This window comes from Streptomyces sp. NPDC056169, from assembly GCF_042268445.1.
In the GTDB taxonomy this organism is placed as follows: domain Bacteria; phylum Actinomycetota; class Actinomycetes; order Streptomycetales; family Streptomycetaceae; genus Streptomyces.
Genome location: NZ_JBHJUO010000025.1, coordinates 34,559 through 52,237, shown reverse-complemented (window position 1 = coordinate 52,237; position 17,679 = coordinate 34,559). Strand labels below are relative to the sequence as shown.

The following is a 17,679-nucleotide window of genomic DNA, read 5'->3' as shown; positions in this document are numbered from 1 at the left end:
GAAGATCCGGATGCGGATCAAGGTTCAGAAGATGTCGGGCGAGAACGGCCGCAGCGGCGTACGGAACAGCAGGTCGGCGCGGGCGCTCGCACCCGGCGTGAGCTCCTCGACGCGACCGAGGCGGGTGAGCCGTACCGCCGACTCGCCACCGAACGCCAGCGTCCCCAACTCCGCGATGTCGAGGGCGAGATCGGCGGATTCGGTGGTACGGACACAGGCCGCGCCCGCCGGGGAGGCGTCGAGGCGGTAGCGCCCGCCCGCCAGATCGTCCGCGTCCCGCAGGTCGAGGACGAGGCTCCCCTCCACCGGATACGTCCGGCCCTCCAGGACCCGGACGACGTCGAGGACCCGGACCCACAGCATGTCGACGTGCGCCAGCGTCTTCGCCGCGCGCGGGTCCGGCAGGAGCAGCGGCAGCAGGTCGTCGGGCGCCCGGAAGCCGGAGCGGATCCGGGTGATCCAGTCGATCGAGCAGACGTACCGCCAGAGAGCCTGCTCGGCGGCCGGGGTGACGGCGATCAGGTCCCGCACGGACGCCGTGGTCACCGGCTGCTTGGTGTCGTCCCACTTGTCGTCGGCGGAGTAGGCGACGAACCCCTCCACCTCACCGGAAGCGGAGCGGTGGACGGCGTAGAAGGGCTCCTTCCACGGGTCGACCTGGTACCCGAGACCGGTGCCGACCTCCCAGCCGCGCGTGGTGCGGTCGGTGACCCCGGCGCGGACCCCGGCGAGCCGGCGGTGCAGCTCGGGACCGATCTTGCGGATCTCCTCGCCGTCGGTCAGCTCGATCCGTCCGCCGTCCTCCGGACGGCCGGTGCGCCGCGGGTCGAGCCCGGCCCGCGGTATGTCCACGCTCCACTCGGTGGCCCAGCTCGCCGGGCCGAAGCCGTACCGGCCGTAGATCGGGTACTCGGCGGCGATCAGCGTGGCGATCGCGTCGCCCCGCTCCTTCGCGGCGGCGAGGTCGGCGCCCATCATGCGGGACAGCAGCCCCTGACGCCGGTGCGTCGGGGAGACGGTGACCTGGGTGATGGCGTCGGCGGTGAGACTGCCCCCGCCGACCGTGCTGACCTCCTGCCGGAACGACCGGAGGGTGGCGACGACCCGGTCCCGGTCGAAGCCGGCCAGCGTGCGTGCGAGGTCCGCGTTCGCCAGCCGGTCGGCGACCAGCCCGTCGGGGGTGTGGGGCGGTCGGAGGAACCCCGTCAGCAGGGCACGGAGCCAGCCGGGGAAGTCGGACTCCGTCACGGCGCGCACGTCGACACTCATCCCCCGACCCTACGCAGCGCCGAGCCGGACCTGCACCCGGGTTTCGCACCCGGGTTTCGCCGGCCCGGCTGCCACCCCCCCCGGGTACCCGCCCTCGCGTCAGGCCAGCAGGTCGTCGACCTGTGCCTCGCCCTCCCGGTAGCGGCGGGCGATCTCCCCGCTGCAGTCGTCGGCGGTCCGCTGGAGGTGCTGCCGCCGGCGCGAGATCTGCTGCTCGTACCCCGCGAGCCGCCCCATCGCCGTGTGCAGCTCCTCGTCCGTACGGGCCGTCAGGTCCGACAGCTCGACCTCCGACAGCATCTCGGACGCCAGTCGCCGGTACTCCTCGCCGCGCGGAGTCGACAGCGTCACGTGCCGCGCCGAGGTCCGGTGCCGCGAGGGCGCGTCGGCGAGGATCTCGGAGAGCCGGTCGAGGACCGGGGCCTCCGGGTCGGTCCGCCGCGCCAGCTCGGCCCGCAGGATGTCGATCCGGCCCTGGAGCATGCGGCGTACGTAGCTCAGGTCGGCCTCGTCGCTCTGCGCCTCCCGGCGCAGCGCGCGCAGCTCGGGCAGCCGCAGCGCGCCGAGGTCCGGCTGCGTCCGGTCCGCCAGGGCTGGCTCGGTGGTCCGCTGCACGGGCGGACGGCCGATCGGGCTTCCGCCCAGGCCTCCGCTCACGCTTCGTCCCACACCTCCCCCCGCGCTTCCGGCGCGGAACAGCGGTACGGGGCCGGACGGCGTCGGCCCGGTGCCAGGTGCACTCATGAGAATCGTCCCCTCGACCGGTGCGGAGCCGCACCGCCTGACAGGCATCGTGCCACTCCCACCCGTGCACGTGCAGGCGCTCTGCACCCGTTCGGCCCCCCGCGATTCCCGGCCGGTACGTTGGGAGGCATGCGAGCTGTGGTGCAGAGAGTGGACGGCGCGAGCGTCGTCGTCGCAGGGGAGACCGTCGGAGAGATCGTCGGCGAGGGGCTGTGCGTCCTGGTCGGGGTCACCCACGACGACACCCCGGAGAAGGCGGCCCAATTGGCCAGAAAGCTCTGGTCCGTCCGGGTGCTCGACGGCGAGAAGTCCTGTTCCGACGTGAACGCGCCGCTCCTGGTGATCTCTCAGTTCACCCTCTACGGAGACGCCCGCAAGGGCCGCCGCCCCACCTGGAACGCCGCCGCGCCCGGCCCGGTCGCCGAGCCCCTCGTCGACGAGGTCGTCGCGCAGCTGCGGAACCTGGGCGCGCGCGTGGAAACGGGCCGCTTCGGAGCGGACATGCGCGTCTCGCTCACGAACCACGGCCCGTTCACGGTCCTCCTGGACGTGTAAGTCCCAGCGGCTACAGCTCTACGGCTCTACGGCTCGACGACCGTCTCCTGCGCGGCCGCCGTGTTCCCGACGAGCAGCGGCGCGTCCACCGGGACGTTCCGCTTCACCAGGGCGAGGGCGATCGGCCCCAGCTCGTAGTGGCGGACGGCGCTCGTCACGAAGCCGAGCTGCCGGCCCTCCTCGCCGTCGGCGGCCAGCCGGATCGGCGCACCGTGCCCGGGCAGCAGCACCTCGCTGCCGTCCAGGTGCAGGAAGACCAGACGGCGCGGCGGCTTCCCCAGGTTCTGCACGCGGGCGACGGTCTCCTGCCCCCGGTAGCAGCCCTTCTGCAGGTGGACGGCGCTGCCGATGAGGCCGACCTCGTGCGGAATGGTCCGGTGGTCGGTCTCGAAGCCGAGCCGCGGCCGGTGCGCCTCGACGCGCAGCGCCTCGTACGCGAGGATCCCGGCGGCCGGACCGTGCGAGGCGGCGAAGGCCTCCAGCTCGGCGCGGGGCAGGAACAGATCGCGACCGTACGAGGTCTCCCGCACGACGGCCCCCTCGGGGACCGCGGCGATGGAGCCGGCGGGGAGGTGGACCATGGCGATGTCGTCCGTGCGGTCGGCGACCTCCACCCGGTAGAAGAACTTCATCGACTCCAGGTACGCGACGAGCTCCGCCCGCGTCCCCGGCTCGACGTGCGCCCAGAGCGTCTCGCCGTCGTCGACGAGGTAGAGGGCGTGCTCGATGTGCCCGTTCGCGGAGAGGACGAGCGCCTCGGTCGCCTGCCCGGGCGGCAGGTCGGTCATGTGCTGGGTGACGAGCAGGTGCAGCCAGCTCAGCCGGTCGTCACCGGTGACGGCGACGACACCGCGGTGGGAGAGGTCGACGAAACCGGAGCCGTCGGCGAGGGAGCGCTGCTCGCGGAACAGGTCGCCGTAGTGGGCGGCGACGCCTTCGTCGCGGCCTTCGGCGGCGACGGCGCCGGGCAGGGACAGCAGAGGGCTCTTCATAAGGGAAAGCCTACGACTCGGCGTCCGCGGCCTTCCTGGTGCACTCCGCACACCGCCCGAAGATGGCGAAGTGCTTCATGTCCGTCTCGAAGCCGAAGGTCTCGCGGAGCTTCCCGGTGAACTCGGCGGCCACCTCGACGTCCGCCTCGATGACCTCCGCGCAGTCCCGGCACACCAGATGCAGATGGTGGTGCCGGTCGGCGAGGTGGTACGTCGGTGCCCCGTGCCCCAGATGCGCGTGACTCACGAGCCCGAGCTCCTCCAGGAGCTCCAGGGTCCGGTACACGGTGGAGATGTTCACGCCGGACGCGGTCCTGCGGACCTCGACCAGGATCTCGTCGGGCGTCGCGTGCTCCAGCGCGTCGACGGCCTCCAGGACAAGCTGCCGCTGCGGCGTCAGCCGATAGCCGCGCTGCCGCAGGTCACTCTTCCAGTCGGTGGTCACCACGCCCTCCAGTGTAGGAGGGCGCGGCGCGCCACCCCCAGGTGTCTAGCGGAAGAAGGCGATGCCGTCGTCCGGCAGGTCGCCGAGGTTGCGGGCCATCTCCGCGACCTCCTCGGGCGTCACGACCTTCTTCAGGTGCGCCGACATGTAGGGGCGGAGCGGGACCTCGGGGGTCGCCTTCTCGCCGACCCACATGAGGTCGCTCTTGACGTAGCCGTAGAGACGCTTGCCGCCGCTGTACGGGCCCGAGGCGGCCGTGCGGGCGACGGCGTCCGTCGCGAGGTCGATCTGCGGCTTCTGGTCGGCGAGCTCGCCGTACCAGATCTCGACGATGCCCTCGTCGCGGACCATGACGACCTCGACCTTGCGGTCCTTGTCGATGCGCCAGTAGCCGCTCTCGCTCTCCAGCGGACGGACCTTGTTGCCGTCCTTGTCGAGGACCCAGGAGTGCGAGTGGTACTCGACGAAGTCCCGGCCGTCGTGGCTGAACGTCACGGACTGGCCGAAGTTGCACTTCTCGGCGCCGGGGAAGTCGGAGACACCCGCGCCCTCCCACGTACCGAGCAGGAACGCGAGGGGGACGAGGTCCGGATTGAGGTCGGACGGGATCTCGATCATGAGCAGCTCTGGCGTTCTCTAGAGGTGGGTTAGCGCTGGCCCTGGTACAGCTTCTTCACAGCCAGTCCGGTGAAGGCGAGCACGCCGACAGCGACGAGGACCAGCAGAACTTCGAAGAAAATGATCACAGAGTGCTCCTCGGCTGAGCGGTGAAGGCGGAACGGGCCGGACCCCAGCTTAGTGGGCGGGGGCCCGGCCCACTCTGTGAGGTGGGTCTAGCGACACACGGTGGCGATCAGCCGAGCAGCTGCGCCTGGAGGGCGACGGTCTGCTGGAAGGGCACGGCGAGCGCCTCGCCCTTACGGGTCTGGGTGACCAGCCCGAGGGTGTCGCCGGCCTGGATGTACGCCCACCGGGTCTGCTCGGGTCCGTACGGCTTCCGCTCGTCGAAGGCGTACAGGGAGAGGGAGGGCACCCGGACGTCCTTCAGCAGGGTGTCCGCCGTCTCGCCGTCGACGCCGGCCGGGAGCCTGCTGCCGCGTACGCCCGTGTCCAGGACGTCGTCCTTGAACGCCTCCGCGAAGGCGACCGACGTGAACCGCATCAGGTACACCCGGGTCGTCGTGCCGTCCGGCGTCGTCCAGCCGCGGGCGGCGATGTGCCGCAGGGCGGAGTCGGCCAGGGCCTCCTTCACCGCGACCCGGTCGTCGGCGTGGAAGTGCGCGAGGTAGGTGTCGAGGCCGATCCAGCCCCCGTTCAGGCGGGGGTCGACCGTGGCGCCCTCCGGGGCGGGCAGCACGAGCTTGCGGAGGTCGGCGTGGTGGACCTCGCCGCCGTTCCCGTCGGAGTACGGACGCGGGACCCCCTCGGGCAGCGCCGGCAGAGCGATCCTGGGGTAGGTCCAGCGGCCGTCGGACTCGGTCGCGAGACCGGGCACCTCGTCGCGCTCCATGGACGTCAGCCCCAGGGCCGTACCGGCACCGACGCCGCCGCACACGAGCACCGCGACGGTCCAGCGGGCGATGGCCGCGAGCAGCGGCCGCCGGGACTTCTTCGGCGCGGGGGCGGGTGCGCCTTCGGGTGCCGGTACGGCTTCGGTCTGAGGCACGGACGGCGCGGGGATCCGGGGCTCGACCTGGGCCTGGGCCTCGACCTGCGCTTGGGCCTCGGCCTGCGGCTCGGTCTGGGGCTCGGTCTGCGGCTCGGTCTGGGTCTGGGTCTGGGTCTGGGTCTGCTCGGTCATACGTACTCCCCCGGGGACTCGATGTGGTCGAGCTGCTGCTTGAGCAGGTCCGCCACGGCCTCCCGGTCGAACGGCTTGGCTCCCGCCGCCGTGACCGAGACCATGACCTCGGAGTCGTAGGCGACGCAGACCATGCCGTCGAGCTGCTCCTCCCGTTCCTTCTTCTTCAGCGTCTTGTCCTCGGGCATGAGGTAGCAGGCGGCGTTCCGGTGGTCCTTCACCTTGGGCCCCTTCGGGAACTCCAGGAACTCCAGGACCTCCTTGCGGAGCCGGAAGCTGTCCTTGATCCGCCTCTTGTCCTTCATCCGCGTGATCTGGACGGAGACGACGGCGGCGTCGCTCAGGTCCGCGAAGGAGCGGACCGCGATGCCCTGGATGCCGAGCCGGTCGACGTCCTTCTCGTACGCGCGCCGCTTCTTGCCGGAGAGGCCTTCGCCCTCCTGCTTCATCTGCGCGACGGCCTCCGCCTCGCCCAGCTCGCCGTCGTTCCCGAACAGCTCGTGGTCGGGGCCGAGCTCGTACCCGGGAGGCACGGGCAGCAGCAGCTTGCTCAGCGGCGTGTCCGCCTTGCCGCGCGCGGCGGACTCGGCGGCCGGGTCCGTGTCGCTCGCGGTCGAATCCGCCGGACCCCACACCTCCGTCGGCGCGGTGCGGTCGGCGGAGGAGACGGTGACGGCGGTGTACGTCACGCCGCCGCCCGCCGCGCCGAGGACCAGTACGGCGGGCAGGACGACCCCGAGCAGGGTGCGGCGCACGCCGCGCTTCGGCTGCCGCGGGGCCTCGGCGGCGGCTTCACCGAGTGGAGCGGGCGCGATGGTTTCGATGGGTGCGTTCACGTCGTTCCGGTCCTCAGTCACAGGCGCCCCAGCTGTCGCTCGGCCAGCGAACGGATGTCCTTCTCCGCGATCTTCTTCGTGTCGAAGATGAAGATCTCGACCGCGATGTCGCCGCGGTGGAAGTAGGCCCTGGCCTCGTAGAAGTCGAGGTAGCCGGCCTCCCGCCGCACGGGGAAGACGTAGTAGCGCCCGTCGCCGGAGCCCTTGAGGGCCTCGCCCTCGTCCTCCGCGTACTCGTCTTCGGTCATGTAGCCCTGCTGGTCCTCGACGTGATCCTGCGCGCCGAGTTCGTCGCCGGGGCGGTACTGGATCAGGCGGACCTGGCTCAGCCGCTTCTCGCCCGTCTTCCAGGACGTGACCGCGACGCGCCGGATGCCCAGCTCCAGCTGGTAGCTCAGCGCCTCCCCGGCCCGCTCGAAGTCGGAGGCGTACTCGCGGACCGACATCCAGCCGTCGCGGTCTCCGAACTCGTCCTTCTTCGCGCCCGCGGGCTTCGGGACCAACAGCTTCCGCAGGTCGCCCTGCGCCTTGGCCTGACGGTCCTCCGAAGCAGGGAGCGGATCCGGCGCCTGCCCCTTCGGGAGAGGCTTGGGATAGGCGAGGGCCGGCTGGTTCAGCGGCGGGAGCGGCGCCGGTTCGCGCTGAGCCTGGACGCCGTATCCGACCGCCGTGCCGCCGACGAGGCCGAGGACGGCGGCGACGGCGACGAGCCCGACCGTACGGAGGGCACGGCGGCGCGGTCGTACGACCTCGGACGGCGGCACTATTCCCTGATCAGGGATGATTTCTTCGTTGTTCAACAGTCCCCCCACGAGACCTGAATGGCGGATTCCGTAACCCGCGCACCCAACTGACACGCGAGAGCCGCAGGGGGTTGCCGTGCCGCGCATTACAGTTCGGCATATGGCGAAGAAGCTCGTGATCAAGGTGACCGCAGGGGCCGACGCCCCCGAACGCTGCTCCCAGGCCTTCACGGTGGCCGCCGTCGCCGTCGCCAGCGGAGTCGAGGTCTCGCTCTGGCTGACCGGCGAGTCCTCGTGGTTCGCCCTCCCGGGCCGCGCCGCCGAGTTCGAACTGCCGCACGCCGCGCCCCTGCCGGACCTGATCGACTCGGTCCTGGCGGCCGGCCGCGTGACGCTCTGCACGCAGTGCGCGACCCGCCGCGAGATCACGGAGAAGGACGTCCTGGACGGCATCCGCATCGCGGGCGCGCAGGTCTTCGTCCAGGAGGCCATGGCGGACGAGACCCAGGCCCTCGTCTACTGATTCCGCAGGCGAGTACTCAGCGCTCGCGGTGGCGCTTCTTGCCGTCGAGTTCGTCCCACCACTCGTCCGACTTCGGGTCCCCCGAAGGGTCGTCCCACCAGCGGTCCTCCGGGCCCCGGCGGTTCGCGACCATCGCGGCGAACGGGGGGATGACCATGGCGACGACGCACATCCCGATCGCCACCGGCATCGAAAACAGCCGCACGACGGCCCAGGCGCCCACGAAAAGCACCAGGCAGGCGCCCATCATCCAGAAATAGACGTGGCGACGGCGTGCGTACACCTCTTCAGCGTACGTCCGAGCGGGCCGGCCGTCACCGGCGCCGAGCGGCACGAGGGGTGCGGACGGAAAGATGACCGGAGGGCCGTGCCTCAAGTCCTGGAAATGGCGTCCAACCCCCCAGGAGGCACGGCCCTCCGGCCGGTATACGAGGCTTCGCGCTGAGCCGGACTCCGGCGGCCGGAGGCCGACGCAGCGGCTCGAAGCCTGTGAGGCGCCCCCGGCGCCGAGCGGTGCGAGGGGCGCGTCAGAGAATCAGACCGCGATGGCGACCTCTGCGAGGCCACCCTTCTGCGCCACGACCTGGCGGTCGGCGGTGCCGCCCGGGACCAGGGCGCGGACGGTCCAGGTGCCCTCGGCCGCGTAGAAACGGAACTGTCCGGTGGCGGAGGTCGGGACCTCGGCCGTGAACTCGCCGGTCGAGTCCAGGAGGCGGACGTAACCGGTGACGGGCTCGCCGTCCTTGGTCACGAAGCCCTGGATGGTGGTCTCACCGGGCTTGATCGTCGAGGCGTCGGGGCCGCCGGGCTGCGCTCCACACATGGTGTTCTGTCCTTACGGTCGAGGGGTCCGGAGAAGGGGAGGTCCGGAGGCTTACTTGTTGGCGCCGAGCTCGATCGGCACGCCGACGAGGGAGCCGTACTCGGTCCACGAGCCGTCGTAGTTCTTGACGTTCGTGACCTCGAGCAGCTCGTGCAGGACGAACCACGTGAGCGCGGAGCGCTCACCGATGCGGCAGTACGCGATGGTGTCCTTCGCCAGATCGACCTGCTCGTCCTCGTAGAGGGCCTTGAGCTCGGCGTCCGACTTGAAGGTGCCGTCGTCGTTGGCGTTCTTCGACCACGGGATGTTGCGGGCGCTCGGCACGTGGCCGGGGCGCTGCGACTGCTCCTGCGGGAGGTGCGCCGGGGCGAGCAGCTTGCCGGAGAACTCGTCGGGCGACCGGACGTCGACCAGGTTCTGGGCGCCGATCGCGGCCACGACGTCGTCGCGGAAGGCGCGGATCGAGGAGTCCTGGGCCTGGGCCTTGTACGCGGTGGCCGGGCGGGCCGGCACGGCGGAGCCGTCGACCAGGTCGCGGGAGTCGAGCTCCCACTTCTTGCGGCCGCCGTCGAGGAGCTTCACGTCCTGGTGGCCGTAGAGCTTGAAGTACCAGTAGGCGTAGGAGGCGAACCAGTTGTTGTTGCCGCCGTAGAGGACGACCGTGGTGTCGTTCGCGATGCCCTTGGCCGAGAGGAGCTTCTCGAAGCCCTCCTGGTCGATGAAGTCGCGGCGGACCGGGTCCTGAAGGTCCTGGGTCCAGTCGATCCGGACGGCGTTGCGGATGTGGTTCTTCTCGTAGGCCGAGGTGTCCTCGTCGACCTCGACGATGACGACCTGCGGGTTGTCGAGGTTGGCCTCGACCCAGTCCGCGTCGACCAGGACGTCGCTGCGAGCCATGCTGTTCTCCTCCGGGGCAGTGTGCGGCGGTGTGGTGCGGTTGGTGCGGGTTTGTGATGCGGTACGCGTCGTCGCGTGGCGTACGACGTGCGTACGGCTGCACAGGTCGGCCCCGACCGCGGTCGAAGGGCCTGAAGGAATACGGGAGTCGGTGGTCCCGCTCAGACTGAGCGACAGAGCATGGCGGCGACGCGGCACAGGTCTACTGCCCGCCGCTTCGTGAGATCCGCCTGTCGCTTCATGCCCTCGATCGTAGGGACGGACAGGCGGCCGTGTCACCGGTGTGTCGTATTTTGAGACGCGATCGTCCGAGATGCGAGACGCGATCACCGCAGGGGTCGACTCCGGACGCCTCCGCACAGAGGTGTCCGGTTCGCTTTCTGCGGATCGGACGGTGGTGTCTCACCATGTGATCAGAGGGGTGGCGAAGGGCCCGCTCAAGGCCTCCCGGGGGCCGCTCAGGGCCCTCCCGGGGGCCGCTCAAGGCGCTCCCGGGGGCCGCTCAAGGCGCTCCCGGAGCCCCACTGAGGCCCCTCCCAGGGGGCTCAGCCCGCCAGGGCGATGTCCTTGCCCGACACCGCGACGGCGAGGCCGTCCGGCCTGGCCTCGACCTTCTCCACCTTCATCCCGGCGATCAGCCCGATCGGCCGCTGGAAGTCGGTCCGCTCGCGGACCAGGCCCTCGACGCCGGGAATGCCCTCGCCCGGCACCTCGTCCGCGCGGACCTTGATGGTGTCGCCGTTCACGACGGTCACGGTCGACAGGACCGAACGGGTCAGCTTGCGGCCCATGACCTCGATCCCCCCGGTGACCTTCACCTTCCCGTCGCCGCCGTAGGCGACGGTGGCCTCGCGGTCGGCGGCGGCCGTGAGGTCCGCGTACGAGATGAGGGCGGTGCCGGACGCCGAGCCCGCCCGCGCGCCCGACCAGTCGCCGGTGACCGTCACGTCCCGGAGCGAGGCCGTCAGTTCGGCGATGTTGATCTTCCGGCTGCCGGCCGTCGCCTCGACGTCCTTCGCCACCACGTCGACCTCGTCGAACCGCTTGTCCGCGACCTGGGTGAGGAAGGGGAAGCCCTTGATGTCGATCTCGATCGACTTGCTGCGCGCCCCCGAGAGATTCACCCGGCTCGCCGCCTCCGACTCGGCGTACGCCACGGCGAGCCGGTCGATCCCGACGAGCACCCCGCCCAGCACGACGGCCACGATCAACAGAATCCGCAGTGCTCGCATGGGCTGTGCGTCCCCCCGATAGACAGATAAGCGTTCGACTAAGCGTTCGGCCCCCCGACACGAAGATCGACGTGTCGAGGGGCCGGTTGGTTCCCGTGCCGCTGCCGGCCCGGATCAGGCCAGGGCGCGGCCCAGCAGGTAGACGGCGGGCGCGGCGGCCGTCAGCGGCAGCGCGATCCCCGCGGTCATGTGGACGAAGCGCGACGGGTAGTCGTAGCTGGCCACCCGCAGGCCGACCAGCGCGCAGACCCCGGCCGCGAGACCGACCAGCGCCCCGGAGGAGCCCAGGTCGTTCAGCCCGCCGGCGGCGATCCCGGCGCCCGCGCCCGCGAGGAGCGCGACGATCAGGGAGACCGGGCCGGGCAGCGGGAGCGCCCGGGCGACGACGGTCGCGGCGACCGCGATCCCGCCGACGACGACCGCGTCGGGCGCGGCGCCGAGGTGCCCGGCGGCGACGACCGTCAGCGCGGCCGAGGCGATGCCGGCCATCAGGCCGTACATGCGCTCGTCCGGGTCGGCGTGGCTGCGGAGCTGGAGGACGAGGCAGAGCAGGACCCAGACGCCGAGCGTGCCCAGGATCGCGGCGGCCGCGTGCTCCCGGCCGGTGGCGAGCAGGGCGGCGTCGGCGACGAGACCGCCGGCGAAGGCGAGGGCGATGCCCTGCCGGGCGGGCCACATGCCGTTGAGCCGGAACCAGCCGGCGGCGGTGAGGCCCTGGAGCAGGACGAGCGGGACGAGGAGCCCGTACGGGCCGATCGCGGCGCCGCCGGCGAGCAGCAGGCCGAGGACGGCGGTCAGGGCCGCCGGCTGGAGCCCGGGCTCGATCACGGGCGAGCGGCCTTCGGCACGCGCGCGCTGGGCGTCGGTGATCCGGGTGTTCCCGGAGGTGGTCGGCGACGAGTAGCCGGCGGCGGGCGCCGCCTCGGCCACGGGCTCCGGCGCGTACGCCGCCGGTACGGGCGTGTCGTACGCCACGGGAGGCGCGGGTGCCACGGGAGCAGCCGCCTGGGCCGCCGCGTACGGCTGCTGCTCGTACGCCACGGCGCCCTGCGGCGCCAGGTACGCCGTGTTGTCGTAGGCGGGCTCGTAAGCGGGCTCGTAGGCGGGCTGCGCGTACGGATCCTGGTACGGCGCCTCGTACGTCACGGGCTGCGGCTGCTGCGGCTGCTGGACCGCGGGCTGGAACTGCGTGTCCCAGGTCTGGCCCTCCCACGTCTGCGTGACGTCGTGGCCCTGCTGCCCGTGGCCCTGGTGCCCATGGCCCTGCTGCCCGTGCCCGTTCGCGTACGGGTCGTACTGCTGGTCGTTGCTCATGCTGTGGGGTTCACCCTCCTGCGAACGGGGGGAGCACCTCGACCGTGCCGCCCTCGGCAAGCCGTACGGTCTCATGGCTCCGGGTGCCGACGGGGTCGCCGTCGATCAGGAACGAGCACCGCATCAGGACCCGGACGAGCTCGCCCGGGTGCTTCTCGCGGGCCGCGTCCAGGGCCTCCGCCAGGGTCTCGGCGGTGTACGGCTCCTCGGCGACACCGGCGGCGGCCTTGGCCGCGGCCCAGTAGCGGATGGTTCCCGCTGCCATAGCGGCGCTCCCTTCGTTCGTGTGCGCGCCGCCCCCCATGATGGGCTATCGGCGCGTGAGCCAGTCCCCCAGCCGGGCGAGCAGCTCCTCGTCCGCCGCGTTCTCGGCGTGGCCCATCCCCCGCTCCAGCCAGAGCTCCGCCGCGCCGCCGCCGGCGGCGGCCAGCGTGCGCGGGTGGTCGAGCGGGAAGTACGCGTCCCGGTCGCCGTGCACGATCAGCAGCGGGACCGGCGCGATCAGCGGGACCGCCTCGACGGGCGAGAGGGGTACGGGGTCCCAGGTCCGCCCGTCGATCCGGGTGCGGAGCCCGTACCGGCCGACCAGCCGGCCCGCGGGGCGGGTGACGACCCAGTGGAGGCGGCGCATCGGGGCCGTACCCCGGTAGTACCAGCGTGCGGGGGCGGAGACGGCGGCCACCGCGTCCACGCGTCCGTCCGTGCCCCGCTCCAGGGCCGCGTGGCGCAGGACGACGGACCCGCCCATGGAGAAGCCGACCGTCGCCACGCGCGCGTGGCCGAGCTCGCGGGCCCAGCGGACGGCGGCGGACAGGTCGAGGACCTCCCGGTCGCCGACCGTGGAGCGGCCGCCGGAGCCGCCGTGCCCGCGGAAGGAGAAGGTCACGACGGCCGCGCCGCGCTCCGCGAAGGCGCGGGCGGCGCGGCGGACGGCGGGCCGGTCGGCCGATCCGGTGAAGCCGTGGGCGACGACGACCGCCGTTTCGGTGACACTTGCACCGGAGGGTTCGTAAACCGCCTCGATACGGACACCGTCATCCGTACGCAACATCACACGCCGTGGATCACGCGGATGGACGGAAGTGAGCGACGAGACATCCACCATATGAAATCGCCTCTCTCCCTCTGAACTCATGTGGGCTATTCTGCTGGGCAGAGGATCCGGGCGACGCAGCCCCCGGGTCCTTTTGCGTTTTCCGACCGTTGTTACGGATAGGTGAACAAAAGCTCTCAGGGCGCGAGAGCGGCCGGTGATCGTACAGATCACCGACCAGTGATCTGTACGAAGCAGTGCACGTCCTCGCAGGGACCGAGGAGGAACCGCGTGATGAGCGAGCGAACGAAGCACGACCGACCGATGGCAGGTGGCGCGGTATGAGCTCTCTGCTGCTCCTGACCAACGCCCTCCAGCCGTCGACCGAGGTGCTGCCCGCACTCGGCCTGCTGCTGCACAACGTCCGGGTCGCTCCGGCCGAGGGCCCCGCCCTCGTGGACACCCCCGGCGCGGACGTGATCCTCGTCGACGGCCGGCGCGACCTCCCGCAGGTCCGCTCGCTCTGTCAGCTGCTGCGCTCCACGGGGCCCGGCTGTCCGCTGATCCTCGTCGTCACGGAGGGCGGTCTCGCGGCCGTCACCGCCGACTGGGGCATCGACGACGTCCTCCTCGACACCGCGGGACCGGCCGAGGTCGAGGCGCGGCTGCGGCTCGCGATGGGCCGCCAGCAGATCGTCTCCGACGACTCCCCGATGGAGATCCGCAACGGCGACCTGTCGGTCGACGAGGCGACGTACAGCGCGAAGCTCAAGGGCCGGGTCCTGGACCTGACCTTCAAGGAGTTCGAGCTCCTCAAGTACCTGGCCCAGCATCCGGGCCGGGTCTTCACGCGTGCCCAGCTCCTCCAGGAGGTGTGGGGGTACGACTACTTCGGCGGCACCCGAACGGTCGACGTCCACGTGCGGCGGCTGCGGGCGAAGCTGGGCCCCGAGCACGAGTCGCTGATCGGCACCGTGCGGAACGTCGGCTACCGCTTCGTCACCCCGGAGAAGGTCGAGCGCGCGGCCGAGGAGGCCCGGGCGAACGAGGCCAGGGCGAAGGACACCCGGACGGACCCCCGTACGGAGGAAGCCGCCCGCACCGCCCGTGTCAAGGAGGCCGACCGGGAAGTCACCCCGGCGGAGGACAGAAACGTGGTGGACGCCACAGTGCGACCTGCCGGTAGGTAGGTCACCCCGCGTAGACTGCCGCGCGTGGCCAAGGTGACGCGGGATGACGTAGCTCGACTGGCAGGTACTTCGACCGCGGTCGTGAGCTACGTCATCAACAACGGACCCCGGCCGGTCGCCCCGGCCACGCGCGAGCGTGTCCTCGCCGCCATCAAGGAGCTGGGCTACCGCCCGGACCGGGTGGCCCAGGCGATGGCGTCCCGGCGCACGGACCTCATAGGCATGATCGTCCCCGACGCCCGGCAGCCGTTCTTCGCGGAGATGGCCCACGCGGTCGAGCAGGCCGCCGCCGAGCGCGGAAAGATGGTGCTCGTCGGCAACTCCGACTACCGGACCGAACGCGAGGTCCACTACCTGCGGGCCTTCCTCGGCATGCGGGTCTCCGGACTGATCCTCGTCAGCCAGGGCATGAGCGAACAGGCCGCGAGCGAGATCGAGGCCTGGGACGCGCGCGTGGTGCTGCTGCACGAGCGCCCCGAGGCGATCGACGACGTGGCCGTCGTGACGGACGACATCGGCGGCGCCCAGCTCGCCACCCGGCACCTCCTGGAGCACGGTCACCCGTACGTGGCCTGCCTGGGCGGCATCCCGAACACCCCGGCCGTCGGCGACCCGGTCGCCGACCACGTCGAGGGCTGGCGGCGCGCCATGGTGGAGGCGGGCCTCCCGACCGAGGGCCGGCTCTTCGAGGCCCCGTACAACCGCTACGACGCCTACCAGGTGGCCCTGAAGCTGCTCGCCGGCCCGGACAGGCCGCCGGCCATCTTCTGCTCCACCGACGACCAGGCCTTCGGTGTCCTGCGGGCGGCGCGCGAGCTGCGCATCGAGGTGCCGTCGGAGCTGGCGGTCGCGGGCTTCGACGACGTGAAGGAGGCGGCGCTCACGGACCCGCCGCTGACCACGATCTCCTCGGACCGCCCGGCGATGGCCCGGGCGGCGGTGGACCTGGTCCTGGACGACAGCCTGCGGGTCGCGGGCTCGCGCCGCGAGCGGCTCAAGCTCTTCCCGTCGGCCCTGGTCGTCCGCCGCTCCTGCGGCTGCGGCGAGTAGCGCCGAGCAGGACCGCAGGCCGGTACGAGCCCGTGTGATCACACGGGCTCGTCACCACACGGGCTCGGGATCCTCATGGCTCGGGATCCTCATGGCCCGGGATCCTCATGGCCCGGGATCCTCATGGCTCGGGATCCTTATTTCGGGCATACAGGGTTCTGTCGGGCTTCTCAGCCGGTCCTCAGACGGCTCTCATGTACGGATCCGAGAGTCGTAGCCATGACGGACTTCCAGGAGCAGCAGCCGCAGCAGCCGTACTACCCGCCGCAGCCCCCGAGGCCCCCGTACGCCCCGGCCCAGCCGTACGAGGCGACGCAGCCGATCACCACGGAGCCGGGGACCACGATCTGGCCGTCCGGCGGGCAGGTGCCTCCGTCCGGCGGGCACGTCCCGCCGCCCGTGGATCCACCGGTCGCCGGCGCCGCCCCCGGCGCCGCTCCGGACTCCCGTCGCCGCGCCAAACGCGGGGTCGGGCTGCTCGCGGCCGTGGCCATCGCCGCCGCGGCCGTCGGCGGCGGCACGGCGACCCTCGTCCAGCAGCTCACCTCCGACGCCCCCGCCACCGCCTCCTCGGCCGTGAACGGCACGAACGTCTCCGCGAGCAGCGTGGGGACGGTCGCCGGCGTCGCCCAGGCCGTCTCCCCCTCCATCGTCGAGATCTCCGCGACCTCGAACTCCGGCAAGTCCACCGGCTCGGGCGTGATCATCACCTCCGACGGCGAGATCATCACCAACAACCACGTGATCTCCGGCGCCTCCGAGGTCACCGTGCAGCTCAGCGACGGGAAGTCGTACAAGGCCGATGTCGTCGGCACGGACCCCGACAAGGACCTGGCGCTGATCAAACTCCAGGGCGCCTCCGGTCTGAAGGCCGCCGCGCTCGGCGACTCGTCGAAGGTGAAGGTCGGCGAGGAGGTCGTGGCGATCGGCTCCCCCGAGGGCCTGACCGGCACGGTCACCAGTGGCATCGTCTCCGCGCTCGACCGGGACGTGACCGTCGCCAAGGACGACGACGGTGCCGGTGCCGGTGCCGGCTCGGGCCAGGACCAGCAGCAGGGGCAGCAGCAGTACGACCCGCGACAGGGCTGGCCGTTCGAGTTCGGCGGACAGCAGTTCAACGGCGACACGGGCTCGTCGAAGACGACGTACAAGGCGATCCAGACCGACGCCTCGCTCAACCCCGGGAATTCCGGCGGCGCGTTGATCAATATGAACGGCGAGATCATCGGAATCAATTCGGCCATGTATTCGCCCAGTTCTTCGAGCGGTTCCACGGCCGGAAGTGTCGGCCTCGGATTCGCCATTCCGATCGACACGGTGAAGGCCGACCTCGACAGCCTCCGCTCCGGCGGCGGCAACTGAACGGCGCACCACCTGGTGAAGAGAGCGCGTGCGAGGCTGGTGCCATGACTGGCCAGGTGAACGAAGGCGCCCGCGAGCGCATCCTGATCGTCGAGGACGAGCCCGCGGTGCGGGAGGCCCTGCGCCGCAGCCTCGCCTTCGAGGGGTACGACACGCAGGACGCCGTCGACGGCCTCGACGCGCTCGCCCGGATCGAGGCGTACGCCCCCGACCTCGTCGTCCTCGACGTCCAGATGCCCCGCATGGACGGGCTGACGGCGGCCCGGCGGATCAGGGCGGCCGGCTCGACCGTGCCGATCCTGATGCTGACCGCCCGCGACACCGTCGGCGACCGGGTCACCGGCCTCGACGCCGGCGCGGACGACTACCTCGTGAAGCCCTTCGAGCTCGACGAGCTCTTCGCCCGGATCCGGGCGCTGCTCCGGCGCAGCTCGTACGCCTCCGCCGCCGCGGCCCCGGCCGACGGCGACGTGCTGTCCTTCGAGGACCTGCGGATGGACCTGGCGACGCGCGAGGTGACCCGCGGCGGGCGGACGGTGGAGCTGACCCGCACCGAGTACACGCTCCTGGAGATGTTCCTGGCGCACCCGCGCCAGGTCCTGACCCGGGAGCAGATCCTCAAGGCGGTGTGGGGCTTCGACTTCGAGCCGAGTTCGAACTCGCTCGACGTGTACGTGATGTACCTGCGGCGCAAGACGGAGGCGGGCGGCGAGCCGCGCCTCGTGCACACGGTGCGGGGCGTCGGCTACGTCCTGCGCGGAGGAGGAAGCGAGTGACCGTCCCGGAGACGCCACGGCCCGGCGACGAGCCCCGGCCCGCGCCCGGCAGCGGACCCACGTCCGGCGACGGGCCCCGCCCCGGGTCTCGCTT

At 71.6% G+C, this 17,679-nt stretch carries 22 protein-coding genes; 6 read left to right on the top strand and 16 right to left on the bottom strand.

The features are described 5' to 3' along the window. Positions 1–24: 24 nt before the first annotated feature. Both ACFC0G_RS33985 and ACFC0G_RS33980 read right to left on the bottom strand, forming a co-directional pair. The gene (locus ACFC0G_RS33985) at positions 25–1,269 is read right to left on the bottom strand and encodes a GNAT family N-acetyltransferase (RefSeq protein WP_376411061.1); all 1,245 of its coding nucleotides are present in this window, start codon (positions 1,267–1,269) and stop codon (positions 25–27) included. Positions 1,270–1,368: 99 nt separating this feature from the next. Continuing rightward, the gene (locus tag ACFC0G_RS33980) at positions 1,369–2,013 is read right to left on the bottom strand and encodes an ABC transporter substrate-binding protein (protein ID WP_376411058.1); all 645 of its coding nucleotides are present in this window, start codon (positions 2,011–2,013) and stop codon (positions 1,369–1,371) included. A 129-nt stretch (positions 2,014–2,142) separates the two neighbouring features. Between ACFC0G_RS33980 and dtd the strand changes: the two genes are divergently transcribed. Further along, the gene (gene dtd / locus ACFC0G_RS33975; protein WP_376411055.1) at positions 2,143–2,568 is read left to right on the top strand and encodes a D-aminoacyl-tRNA deacylase; all 426 of its coding nucleotides are present in this window, start codon (positions 2,143–2,145) and stop codon (positions 2,566–2,568) included. Between the two features lie 26 nt (positions 2,569–2,594). On the opposite strand, the gene ACFC0G_RS33970 is transcribed toward dtd, so the two are convergent. The 6 genes from ACFC0G_RS33970 to ACFC0G_RS33945 form a co-directional block, all read right to left on the bottom strand. Beyond that, positions 2,595–3,560 carry a YgfZ/GcvT domain-containing protein gene (locus ACFC0G_RS33970; protein ID WP_376411052.1) on the bottom strand — a complete coding sequence of 322 codons (966 nt, stop codon included), beginning with the start codon at positions 3,558–3,560 and terminating at the stop codon, positions 2,595–2,597. Positions 3,561–3,570: 10 nt separating this feature from the next. Next, positions 3,571–4,008, bottom strand: a complete 438-nt coding sequence (locus tag ACFC0G_RS33965) for a Fur family transcriptional regulator (protein WP_376411049.1) — start codon at positions 4,006–4,008, stop codon at positions 3,571–3,573. Between the two features lie 42 nt (positions 4,009–4,050). Continuing rightward, positions 4,051–4,623 (bottom strand): FABP family protein, encoded by a 573-nt coding sequence (locus ACFC0G_RS33960; protein WP_376411046.1) that lies wholly within the window; start codon positions 4,621–4,623, stop codon positions 4,051–4,053. 235 nt (positions 4,624–4,858) lie between these two features. Further along, positions 4,859–5,806, bottom strand: coding sequence for a hypothetical protein (locus ACFC0G_RS33955; protein WP_376411043.1), 948 nt, complete (start codon positions 5,804–5,806; stop codon positions 4,859–4,861). Continuing rightward, on the bottom strand, positions 5,803–6,642 hold the full coding sequence (locus tag ACFC0G_RS33950; protein WP_376411040.1) for a hypothetical protein: 840 nt from the start codon (positions 6,640–6,642) through the stop codon (positions 5,803–5,805). The genes ACFC0G_RS33955 and ACFC0G_RS33950 overlap by 4 nt, the downstream gene beginning before the upstream one ends. Before the next feature lie 17 nt (positions 6,643–6,659). Next, a complete protein-coding gene (locus ACFC0G_RS33945) occupies positions 6,660–7,442 on the bottom strand; it encodes a hypothetical protein (RefSeq protein ID WP_376411037.1) in 783 nt (260 codons plus the stop codon). A 103-nt stretch (positions 7,443–7,545) separates the two neighbouring features. Here ACFC0G_RS33945 and ACFC0G_RS33940 point away from each other — a divergent pair, with 103 nt between their 5' ends. Further along, positions 7,546–7,908, top strand: coding sequence for a DsrE family protein (locus ACFC0G_RS33940; protein ID WP_024756301.1), 363 nt, complete (start codon positions 7,546–7,548; stop codon positions 7,906–7,908). A gap of 16 nt (positions 7,909–7,924) precedes the next feature. Here ACFC0G_RS33940 and ACFC0G_RS33935 read toward each other — a convergent pair whose 3' ends face one another. From ACFC0G_RS33935 to ACFC0G_RS33900, 8 genes are all read right to left on the bottom strand, one after another. After that, positions 7,925–8,191 carry a DUF3099 domain-containing protein gene (locus tag ACFC0G_RS33935; RefSeq protein ID WP_376411033.1) on the bottom strand — a complete coding sequence of 89 codons (267 nt, stop codon included), beginning with the start codon at positions 8,189–8,191 and terminating at the stop codon, positions 7,925–7,927. A 252-nt stretch (positions 8,192–8,443) separates the two neighbouring features. Next, positions 8,444–8,731 carry a DUF1416 domain-containing protein gene (locus ACFC0G_RS33930; protein WP_017242395.1) on the bottom strand — a complete coding sequence of 96 codons (288 nt, stop codon included), beginning with the start codon at positions 8,729–8,731 and terminating at the stop codon, positions 8,444–8,446. Positions 8,732–8,782: 51 nt separating this feature from the next. Continuing rightward, a complete protein-coding gene (locus ACFC0G_RS33925; protein WP_376411030.1) occupies positions 8,783–9,628 on the bottom strand; it encodes a sulfurtransferase in 846 nt (281 codons plus the stop codon). 161 nt (positions 9,629–9,789) lie between these two features. Beyond that, positions 9,790–9,870: a putative leader peptide gene (locus ACFC0G_RS33920; RefSeq protein WP_350497993.1), complete on the bottom strand. Its 81-nt coding sequence runs from the start codon at positions 9,868–9,870 to the stop codon at positions 9,790–9,792. Positions 9,871–10,173: 303 nt separating this feature from the next. Next, positions 10,174–10,860 carry a DUF2993 domain-containing protein gene (locus ACFC0G_RS33915; RefSeq protein WP_376411027.1) on the bottom strand — a complete coding sequence of 229 codons (687 nt, stop codon included), beginning with the start codon at positions 10,858–10,860 and terminating at the stop codon, positions 10,174–10,176. A 114-nt stretch (positions 10,861–10,974) separates the two neighbouring features. Further along, positions 10,975–12,174, bottom strand: a complete 1,200-nt coding sequence (locus tag ACFC0G_RS33910; RefSeq protein ID WP_376411024.1) for a hypothetical protein — start codon at positions 12,172–12,174, stop codon at positions 10,975–10,977. Positions 12,175–12,184: 10 nt separating this feature from the next. Continuing rightward, positions 12,185–12,439: a MoaD/ThiS family protein gene (locus ACFC0G_RS33905; protein WP_376411021.1), complete on the bottom strand. Its 255-nt coding sequence runs from the start codon at positions 12,437–12,439 to the stop codon at positions 12,185–12,187. A 45-nt stretch (positions 12,440–12,484) separates the two neighbouring features. Continuing rightward, positions 12,485–13,309, bottom strand: coding sequence for an alpha/beta hydrolase (locus tag ACFC0G_RS33900; RefSeq protein WP_376411018.1), 825 nt, complete (start codon positions 13,307–13,309; stop codon positions 12,485–12,487). Positions 13,310–13,548: 239 nt separating this feature from the next. On the opposite strand from ACFC0G_RS33900, the gene ACFC0G_RS33895 reads away from it, so the two are divergent. From ACFC0G_RS33895 to ACFC0G_RS33880, 4 genes are all read left to right on the top strand, one after another. Then, entirely contained in the window at positions 13,549–14,397 is an 849-nt protein-coding gene (locus tag ACFC0G_RS33895; protein ID WP_376411015.1) for a response regulator transcription factor, read from the top strand. A 24-nt stretch (positions 14,398–14,421) separates the two neighbouring features. Then, positions 14,422–15,447: a LacI family DNA-binding transcriptional regulator gene (locus ACFC0G_RS33890; RefSeq protein WP_376411012.1), complete on the top strand. Its 1,026-nt coding sequence runs from the start codon at positions 14,422–14,424 to the stop codon at positions 15,445–15,447. A 219-nt stretch (positions 15,448–15,666) separates the two neighbouring features. Further along, on the top strand, positions 15,667–16,809 hold the full coding sequence (locus tag ACFC0G_RS33885; RefSeq protein ID WP_376411009.1) for a S1C family serine protease: 1,143 nt from the start codon (positions 15,667–15,669) through the stop codon (positions 16,807–16,809). Between the two features lie 44 nt (positions 16,810–16,853). After that, positions 16,854–17,585: a response regulator transcription factor gene (locus ACFC0G_RS33880; protein WP_376411007.1), complete on the top strand. Its 732-nt coding sequence runs from the start codon at positions 16,854–16,856 to the stop codon at positions 17,583–17,585. The last annotated feature ends 94 nt before the right edge of the window (positions 17,586–17,679 follow it).

Bases quoted from the DNA above. Each gene is read 5' to 3' on its own strand.
- ACFC0G_RS33985 (WP_376411061.1), bottom strand. From the start codon at position 1,269: ATGAGTGTCGACGTGCGCGCCGTGACGGAGTCCGACTTCCCCGGCTGG.
- ACFC0G_RS33980 (WP_376411058.1), bottom strand. From the start codon at position 2,013: ATGAGTGCACCTGGCACCGGGCCGACGCCGTCCGGCCCCGTACCGCTG.
- dtd (WP_376411055.1), top strand. From the start codon at position 2,143: ATGCGAGCTGTGGTGCAGAGAGTGGACGGCGCGAGCGTCGTCGTCGCA.
- ACFC0G_RS33970 (WP_376411052.1), bottom strand. From the start codon at position 3,560: ATGAAGAGCCCTCTGCTGTCCCTGCCCGGCGCCGTCGCCGCCGAAGGC.
- ACFC0G_RS33960 (WP_376411046.1), bottom strand. From the start codon at position 4,623: ATGATCGAGATCCCGTCCGACCTCAATCCGGACCTCGTCCCCCTCGCG.
- ACFC0G_RS33955 (WP_376411043.1), bottom strand. From the start codon at position 5,806: ATGACCGAGCAGACCCAGACCCAGACCCAGACCCAGACCGAGCCGCAG.
- ACFC0G_RS33940 (WP_024756301.1), top strand. From the start codon at position 7,546: ATGGCGAAGAAGCTCGTGATCAAGGTGACCGCAGGGGCCGACGCCCCC.
- ACFC0G_RS33930 (WP_017242395.1), bottom strand. From the start codon at position 8,731: ATGTGTGGAGCGCAGCCCGGCGGCCCCGACGCCTCGACGATCAAGCCC.
- ACFC0G_RS33925 (WP_376411030.1), bottom strand. From the start codon at position 9,628: ATGGCTCGCAGCGACGTCCTGGTCGACGCGGACTGGGTCGAGGCCAAC.
- ACFC0G_RS33920 (WP_350497993.1), bottom strand. From the start codon at position 9,870: ATGAAGCGACAGGCGGATCTCACGAAGCGGCGGGCAGTAGACCTGTGC.
- ACFC0G_RS33915 (WP_376411027.1), bottom strand. From the start codon at position 10,860: ATGCGAGCACTGCGGATTCTGTTGATCGTGGCCGTCGTGCTGGGCGGG.
- ACFC0G_RS33910 (WP_376411024.1), bottom strand. From the start codon at position 12,174: ATGAGCAACGACCAGCAGTACGACCCGTACGCGAACGGGCACGGGCAG.
- ACFC0G_RS33905 (WP_376411021.1), bottom strand. From the start codon at position 12,439: ATGGCAGCGGGAACCATCCGCTACTGGGCCGCGGCCAAGGCCGCCGCC.
- ACFC0G_RS33900 (WP_376411018.1), bottom strand. From the start codon at position 13,309: ATGAGTTCAGAGGGAGAGAGGCGATTTCATATGGTGGATGTCTCGTCG.
- ACFC0G_RS33895 (WP_376411015.1), top strand. From the start codon at position 13,549: ATGAGCTCTCTGCTGCTCCTGACCAACGCCCTCCAGCCGTCGACCGAG.
- ACFC0G_RS33885 (WP_376411009.1), top strand. From the start codon at position 15,667: ATGACGGACTTCCAGGAGCAGCAGCCGCAGCAGCCGTACTACCCGCCG.
- ACFC0G_RS33880 (WP_376411007.1), top strand. From the start codon at position 16,854: ATGACTGGCCAGGTGAACGAAGGCGCCCGCGAGCGCATCCTGATCGTC.